General features: G+C 62.3%; 7 protein-coding genes and 2 pseudogenes. 2 read left to right on the top strand and 7 right to left on the bottom strand.

The window, feature by feature from the left end; genetic code table 11:
- The 5 genes and pseudogenes from NU1_RS41120 to NU1_RS39985 form a co-directional block, all read right to left on the bottom strand.
- Nucleotides 1–1,157, bottom strand: a 1,157-nt coding sequence (locus NU1_RS41120; RefSeq protein WP_157551980.1) for a hypothetical protein, incomplete at its 3' end; no start/stop codon positions are given.
- Nucleotides 1,154–1,861 carry a hypothetical protein gene (locus NU1_RS42980; protein ID WP_245719940.1) on the bottom strand — a complete coding sequence of 236 codons (708 nt, stop codon included), beginning with the start codon at nt 1,859–1,861 and terminating at the stop codon, nt 1,154–1,156. The genes NU1_RS42980 and NU1_RS41120, both read right to left, overlap by 4 nt.
- 524 nt (nt 1,862–2,385) lie before the next feature.
- Nucleotides 2,386–3,497: pseudogene (locus tag NU1_RS04225) on the bottom strand (IS3 family transposase).
- A gap of 9 nt (nt 3,498–3,506) precedes the next feature.
- Nucleotides 3,507–3,662 (bottom strand): annotated as a pseudogene (locus NU1_RS41115) (helix-turn-helix domain-containing protein); the annotation flags it as partial.
- Nucleotides 3,663–3,702: 40 nt separating this feature from the next.
- Nucleotides 3,703–4,740, bottom strand: a complete 1,038-nt coding sequence (locus NU1_RS39985) for a DNA cytosine methyltransferase (RefSeq protein ID WP_245719939.1) — start codon at nt 4,738–4,740, stop codon at nt 3,703–3,705.
- Nucleotides 4,741–5,047: 307 nt separating this feature from the next.
- Between NU1_RS39985 and NU1_RS04215 the strand changes: the two genes are divergently transcribed.
- A complete protein-coding gene (locus NU1_RS04215) occupies nt 5,048–5,251 on the top strand; it encodes a hypothetical protein (protein ID WP_067517589.1) in 204 nt (67 codons plus the stop codon).
- 182 nt (nt 5,252–5,433) lie between these two features.
- Here the strand turns inward: NU1_RS04215 and NU1_RS04210 are convergent, their stop codons facing one another.
- Nucleotides 5,434–5,799, bottom strand: coding sequence for a pyridoxamine 5'-phosphate oxidase family protein (locus NU1_RS04210; protein WP_169814993.1), 366 nt, complete (start codon nt 5,797–5,799; stop codon nt 5,434–5,436).
- A gap of 352 nt (nt 5,800–6,151) precedes the next feature.
- Between NU1_RS04210 and NU1_RS04205 the strand changes: the two genes are divergently transcribed.
- Nucleotides 6,152–6,922 carry a GAF and ANTAR domain-containing protein gene (locus tag NU1_RS04205; RefSeq protein ID WP_067517587.1) on the top strand — a complete coding sequence of 257 codons (771 nt, stop codon included), beginning with the start codon at nt 6,152–6,154 and terminating at the stop codon, nt 6,920–6,922.
- A gap of 161 nt (nt 6,923–7,083) precedes the next feature.
- Here NU1_RS04205 and NU1_RS42665 read toward each other — a convergent pair.
- On the bottom strand, nt 7,084–7,429 hold a 346-nt coding region (locus tag NU1_RS42665; protein WP_218027805.1), incomplete at its 5' end, for a hypothetical protein.

Here is a 7,429-nt window from a genome sequence, read left to right as displayed (position 1 = left end):
GTACGAACGCCAACTTTGGTGAGTTCGCGTGTCACTGCCGTCCGTCCGAGCTGATTTAGCTTTGCCTGCAAAGCGGCCTTCCAGAGTGTCTGAGATGTTTCGACATCATTGGCCTCTGACCCCATCAATTCCAGTGCAGCGTTGTACAATGCACGTCGCTCGGTTTCGCCATCGCGAAGCAGCAGATATGTCCCCGGGCGCACTGCCGTCACCTCAACCGTTGTAACGCGTCCACCACCTGGTTGCGTTGGATCGACAGCCCGGATCCGCTCCCCATCGTCTAACCACATTGCGTAGCCGCCACCTAGCAGGACCAGTCGGGCGGCAACCTCGTCAGAGCTAGGCTCCCTGGGCGGCGCATCCGGTTGGATCCAGGTCGCCTGCGGGAGCAGTTCTTCTTCATCGACGGCGCCTTCGACTGGCAGTGGCACCTGCTCCGCGGTGTCTCCGACCACAGACAGTCGCCCTGGCACAACTATCGCACCTTCTGCACGCTCAGCCAGGCCGGACTGTGGAATCGCTCTGTCCCTGAACCACGTTGGCATGACATAGCTCAGCGACTCTGTCATCGGGGCGGTCACAAGTGACGACGGGAAAAATCTAGGGGGCCCGACGGCGTAGCCCCGTGCGACGAACAGCTGATCGCGGATCAATTGTTGAACGCCGCACACTGTGAATCCCTGCGGGTTGAGCCAACTTGCAAGCCCTGCGACAGCTGACCCGCTCGCAGCAATCACGACACAGCTACCTGCACCGGCCTGTTGTATCTCCTTGAGCAACACCTCTCCGCTGCGGGGGTCGACTGCCGCGGCGCCATACGCTGCGGCGGCCAGCTCGTCTACCACCTGCCTAGCTGCGGGACCTACTTGGTGTCGAAGGGTTGCAGATTCGTCGACAACAGCAGCTGCCGCTTGCCGAACCGCTACATTGAACTGGAGCGGTTGAGGCTGGGTCACAAGCCGCGAACGGAGCGCCTTAGAAGCGCCGAGCAGATCGGCCCACAGTAAAGCGTCGTTCTGCGCCAGAATGAGAACGCGGCGCACTGCGGCATCGACCCGAGCGCTCCCAAAGTCTCCGATCGCCACTATCTGCACACCAGTTGACATGTACCTCGCCGACCGCTGGTAGCGAGCATTCAGGTCAGCAACACGGCTCATCGCGGCACCTCAAAGCCTAGGGCTTCGATGCCAGGCGGCGGTGCCCACCGGACGTCTTGCTCCACGGACAAGGGCTCCCCATTGGTGTTGCGATAGTTCATGACTGAGTTGGAAGCCGACTCATCGACGATGGTGCGGTCTAGTACCACGATGACCACAGGGGCATCAATCGCCGAAAGATATGCAGTCGCGGATGCACCGTCCAGGACAACCGCTCGGACGTCGGCAGCCGGGAGTCGATCCTCAAGACTCGAAGCGGCATAAAGGCGCGTCGACCACGTCGCGGCCTGAGGGTCGTCAGGCAGCAGGATCTGCTTGATCGACTCACGCTCATTCCCTCGGCCAATAAAAGCACTGATGTCGTCTCGAAACCACTTGAGTGTTCCAACGAGCGCCAGGTCGGTGGGCGGTTGACACAGGCGGGCCGCCCAGTCCTTATCTAAGCCCGCCATCCTACTGATCACGCCTGGTTCAGGCAGCTGCTCCTCTTGAGGAGTTCGCAGGCTTAGTAGCGGCGTCATCGCCAGAACCTTGTCCACCAACCATTGACGGCCGACACGAAGCCGATCCTGGTTCGTGCCGACCCTACCGAACAAGTCTGTGGCGACCAGTGTTCGCGTGACGATGCGAACCGGCGTACCCGCTTCAACCGAAGCAGCTACCTCCCGCACTGAAGGCAGATTGGGTGCCTTCGAGGCCATCATCCAACCGCAACCTATAAGCACTGCTGCAAAATCGCGAGCCGGAACGGAGATAGCAACCACTAGCTGCTGCGCCGGGTGGAGCCTAGACCAAGCCGCAGCCCTGCTTCCAAGCATCAGAAGTTGGCCAATCCACGGCGCGGCATACGATAGACCGCCGACACTTTCGGACAGACTGAGTTCGCCATGCGCACCGCGGGAGTCCCCAGGCACATTCCCCCCTCTACACGCGCTCCTCCCGACCCTTAGTTGATCAATATAAGAGACAGTGCCCCCAACCGTTGCCGTAACCGGGACATTGAACTGCGAGCTCGGTCATGAACCGCCCCCGGAGTGTCGGGAGACTTCAACCTCCGTGAAGGATGAAGTCGTGGCGAGTTCGAAGAAGTACCCGCAGGAGCTGCGTGAGCGGGCCGTGCAAATGTTCGCCGAGCACGGGCCGGAGAGGGCGGCGATGAAAGCGGTCGTGTGAGCGGTCCCGATGACGAGACCACCTGGGAATAGAGCCAGGTGATTTCGTTCCGTGTTCAGTTGGTCCCGCAGGCCTCCGGGTGGTGGGCGTGGATGCAGGCCGCAGAGTACTCGGCCGACGTCTTGTAGCCCAGCGCCGAGTGTCGGTGGCGATGGTTGTGGTCGGCCTTGAAATCGCCGATCACCACGCGGGCCTCAAGCAGACTGGTCCAGTGGTTGCGGTTGAGGCACTCCGTCCGCAGCCGCAGGTTGAACGATTCGACAAACCCGTTGTTCCAGGGCGTGCCCGGCGGAATGTAGGAGATCCCGACCCTGTCGGCGCAAAACCGTTGCAGGGCAGCCGAAACCATCTCCGACCGTTGTCCATCCGCAGCACTCTCGGCGGGCCGCCGGTCGCGGCGAACACCTTGTCCAGTTCGGCGACGAGCCGTTCGGCGGTGATCGCGCGTTCCACCAGGTGCAGCAGCGACTCGCGGGTGTGTTCATCGATCATCGACGTGATCTTCACCGCCCGACCATCGATGGTGGAGTCGAACTGGAAATCCAACGCCCACACCACCTTTCGGGGCATCGGCCTCGGTCGGCAGGACCGAGGAAACCCCGGCCCGTTTGCGGGGATGATGTTCGCGTACCTGCAGACCCTCCTCACGCCAGAGCCGGTGAACCTTCTTGATGTTGACCCCTGCGCCCTCGTCGAACCGCAGAGCATCCCCGGCACGGCGGAACCCGTGCCGGGGATGTTTGACCGCGTACGAACGCAGCCACGACCGTAAACCGGCGTCCGGATCGTTCAGGGTGTCCTTGATCGGCATCCGCCGATAGGTCGCCCGACTCAGCTCAACAACCTTGCACGCGAACCGTTCCGACATGCGCTTCACCTCTCGAAGCATGCCCACGGCGCGGCGCTTGGCCGCTGGGCTCAGAACTTTCCTTGGCGATCTCCTGCAGCGCGTCCTTCTCCAGCATTCTGCTCTCGCAGCTCGTTGAGCTCTTTGGCCGCGCCGGTGTCCACGCCGCCGTACTGGCGTCGCCAGTTGTACAACGTGGCCGCCGACACCCCAATCTCGGCGGCAGCCTCCTCGCCGGTCTTACCAGCGGCGGTCAGCTCGTCGGCACGGCGCAGCTTCCGCACGATGTCCTCCGCGGAATGCCGCCTGCGTCCTGCCATGAACCTCAGTCTCACAAGCGCCTGTGCGATCTGCTGTACTCCCTTGCCCTGCACCCTGAGCAGCGCGATCTCCTCACGCTCGGCGAACGATAGGTAGCGGCCGCCGGGCCGACTCCAGGAATACGGTGACATCCCGCCAGCCTCGCGGAACCACCGACTGCCCATTACAGGAGACGGCCACCCCAAACACTTACAGGCGGTTCAGTCAAGCGATGACCACACTGCTGGAGCCCGACTCTGCGACGGCTGCGAGTGCCTTCGACGTGGCCTCCGCAAGTGCAGCCGCCAGTGGGGGCGGCACAGCATTCGACACCTGCTCGACTTGGGCAGACAGCGTTCCTTCGAGCACGAACTCTGGAGGAAAGCCTTGAAGCAGCATCGACTCGAAAATGCTCAAGCGCCGCCTGCCATCAGGGTGTACGTGGATTTCTCGGTGGCCGTACGCGACAGTTGGGCTAGGCTTGCCCCAAGCTAGACGGCGAAAACTTCTTCCTCCCTTGGTTACGCCTCCAGGATCAGCGAACCGCTGCGATACAGGGCGCATTGTCCAGTGATTGGGGTGGTGGGGTATGTCCTCTGGCTTTAGATCTCGTGAGAAGTACGCGGGTTCAGGCAGCGATCCGATTGCCGCGTGCACTGTAAGGTTTCTCCTCGGAATCTTGGCGGGCGCGAATACCGCAGCAACCTCTGGGTCGGAGAAGCCCGAGATGATCACTCGGTTGCGTGTCTGCGCAACACCGAAGTCGAGTGCCGAGTATTCCTCGACACCGGCAGTCAGTCCAATTTCGTTGAACTTCGACAAGATTCCTTTGAACACAATCGCGTGCTTTGTATCACGGATGCCCAGGACATTCTCAAAGAGGACAAACTGCACATCATATCTCTTCTGGAGCGCCTCGACGATCTCCAAATAGAGTAGTGGCAATTTGTTACGCGGATCGCTGGCATCTGACCCTGTGTTTGCGCGAGAGAAGCCCTGACAGGGGGGTCCTCCGATGACACCGATCGACTCGCCCGGCTCAAGCAATTCTTCAAGGTGTTGCAGTACGCCTGCAGGCCCTAGTTCGACAAGGTCGGCTGCAATCGAGGTAGTGCGAGGAAAGTTTCGCTTGTGCGTCTTGATAGCGGCTTCCGAACTGTCAACCGCGAGCACTACCGGGAACCCGGCCTCGTGATAGCCGCAGTCCAACCCTCCGGCACCTGAGAACAAGCTAACGATATTTGGCAGCGCCAAAGTCCCCATCCCATCTCATCCATTCGCAACGCCCTGTCTTGCACGCGCATCTTCCAAGATCCCGAGAACCGTGCTAAATACGGCTCATTGGGCTCACTCTAGCGATAACCCGCAACTCGATGATCGCTCTGGACCTGACACGCCGCCAGTTCATCACAGCCGCTCTACATGAGGTGTCCGAACGCTGCGTGACCCTGCCTCGGCCACCGCGAACGGCTGCGGACACACCCCACAGAGGATCGAGCTCGCCTCGATCGTTCTCTGCGCTGCACGGACACGTCGGACCGAATAGCAGCGACACACTAGGGCGCGTCCGTTGCGGGGCACACGTTCGGTCGCCCTCGTCGGCAGCCTCCTCCTCGTCTCCGTCGCCACCGGTCGGCACGCCTGGTGGCGGGTCGTGTTCGTTGCGACGGTGCGCGATCAACCCCTTCGCCAGGCCATCGATCTGGCGGCAGTAGCGCGTGGCCGTCGCGGCCAGTATGACGACCTCGGCTACCACGCCAACGTCCCGGAGTAGGAACACCGACCGCTCCCACAACCCACCCGGCCCCGCCGACCAGCATGCTCGCTCGACCTCGCCATCCACAGTGGATTCCGGCCTCCGGCAAGCCGGACCGACGGGGCGGGTGTCGCGCCGGACCGGCGGGGTCGGCCTGTGTCTCAGGAGTTCTCGCGCGGCAGCCGCACCGTGCGGGTGCGCTATCGGCCGCTGGCGGCATCGACGTATTCGACGCCGGTGACGATGTCGGGGTGTATGCGGATGATCCGGTCGCCGTGTTCAGGCGGGTGACCGGTCAGTAAAGCGTGGTACCGGTCGATCTCGGCGGGGTCGCTGACGAACTCCGCGTCGCCGGTGACGATGACGCACCAGCCGAGCCGGGTGCGATGATCGATAGTGTCGACCTCGTAGGCCACCACTTGCTGATACGACGAAATGCTGATTGCCGCACCCACGTAGACGATGATCTCGTCGCCGGCGACGATGTGATCGACGGGCCGGATGACAGGAAGTGCATAGCGGGAGAACGCGATACGGCCGAACTGAACACTGGCGAGCAACCGCAATGAGGCAGAATCGGAAAGTTCCCGCGACCACACTGTTCCGAGTCCTGACACTTTTCCGATTCTCCGCTCGCCGTTCCTCTCCCGCAGCAACTCATGCAATATCGTGTCGACCGGTGTGGCGATCGACAGCTCTGACCACTCTCGGTCGGCGTCAGTTCGTTTCTCCATCACCGGGTCGCTCTTCCTCGATCATGAACCATCGGGTGCGGTTAGTGTTTCTAGTTGCCCATTCGCCCGCCGGTGCAAACCCGCTAGTGGTACCACTGAACAACCGGTTCCCGACAACCGAACCGGACGCGCACGATGCGGCGTAATCGTGGATCGTCACACGGTCGACGGCGGGTGAGCAGCTATGGAAGCAGCCGACAGCGATGACGCATTCGCGGCAGGCTTGTCCGAATTGACAGCGGTGGTGCTGTCCACACCGAATGTCGAGGGTTCTTTACGCGACATTGCCGCGATCACCACACGAATCCTGCCCGGTCGGCCGATGGTTGCGATCACGCTGCGCCGCGGCGGGGATATCGCGACCGTCGCCTCCACTGGACCGCATGCCACGCTGCTCGACGAACTGCATATCTCCGGTGGCCTCGGCCCCTGTCTGCACGCACTCGACACCGCGCAACCCGTGGATGTTCCGGACCTCACTGCCGAAACACGTTGGGGCGACTACCCGCACCGCATGCTCGCTCGCGGCGTCGCCGCCGTCCACGCCGAGCCACTGCTGGTCGACGGCGCCGCAGTGGGGTCACTGAACCTGTACTCGCCACTTCCACACGGATTCGACCAGCACGCCCTGCGGGCGATCACACTGACGGCGGCGCATACCGCAGTCCTGCTGTCGGCGGCGATAACGATGGCCGATCAGAGCACACTCACCCGGCAGCTCCAGGCGGCAATGGCATCGCGATCCCTCATCGACCAGGCCATCGGCATCATCATGGGCCAGCGCCGATGCGATCGGGATACGGCCTTCGAAACGCTGCGTGCCCGTTCCCAACAGCGCAATGTCAAACTCGTCGTGGTCGCCGGCGATACGATCCGATCCCGGACCGGCACCGAGCCCGCCGCACCACATTTCAACCCGCCCAGCCAGCCGGGTCTCCGTCGCGGTAAAAGATGACTTCTGACCTCTACCGCGCCGAAATCCGATGAACCTATACTCATGGCATCATCCCTTCCTCGAGGTTCAGTAGTGAGGCTCGAAGGGCACTCGCTCGACTCGAGAAGGTTCAGATGACCGTACCCCCGACAATGCTCGATCCCACTTCGACACCATCGCACTCACACCACGACGTGTTCGACACGCACGCTGGTTTGCGCGCCAATTCCCTTGCAGTGCCGAACGACCGGCTCATCCGATCCCTGTTCGACGCCGGGCTGCGTATGCACAAGCTTCGTATGAAGCTCGAAGGCGGCAACGGGATTCCCGACGAGGCCCGCACCGCTCTCGACGACGTTCTCGACGACCTGGACTCCGTTATCCGTGAGGCAGGTTTGACGATGCTCGCCGTTGCCCGTGAAAGCGGTCTCGCTGCTGGGCCAACGAGTCCGGCCACCGGCCCCAGACGCCGACACCGGCGGTGGTGAGACACTTCCCGCGGGCCGGATCGTCGGCAAGCTCGGGCTG

The organism is Nocardia uniformis NBRC 13702, from assembly GCF_001613345.1.
Classification (GTDB): domain Bacteria; phylum Actinomycetota; class Actinomycetes; order Mycobacteriales; family Mycobacteriaceae; genus Nocardia; species Nocardia uniformis.
The sequence above is the reverse complement of the archived record's forward strand: the minus strand, read 5'-3'. Positions and strand labels throughout refer to the sequence as shown.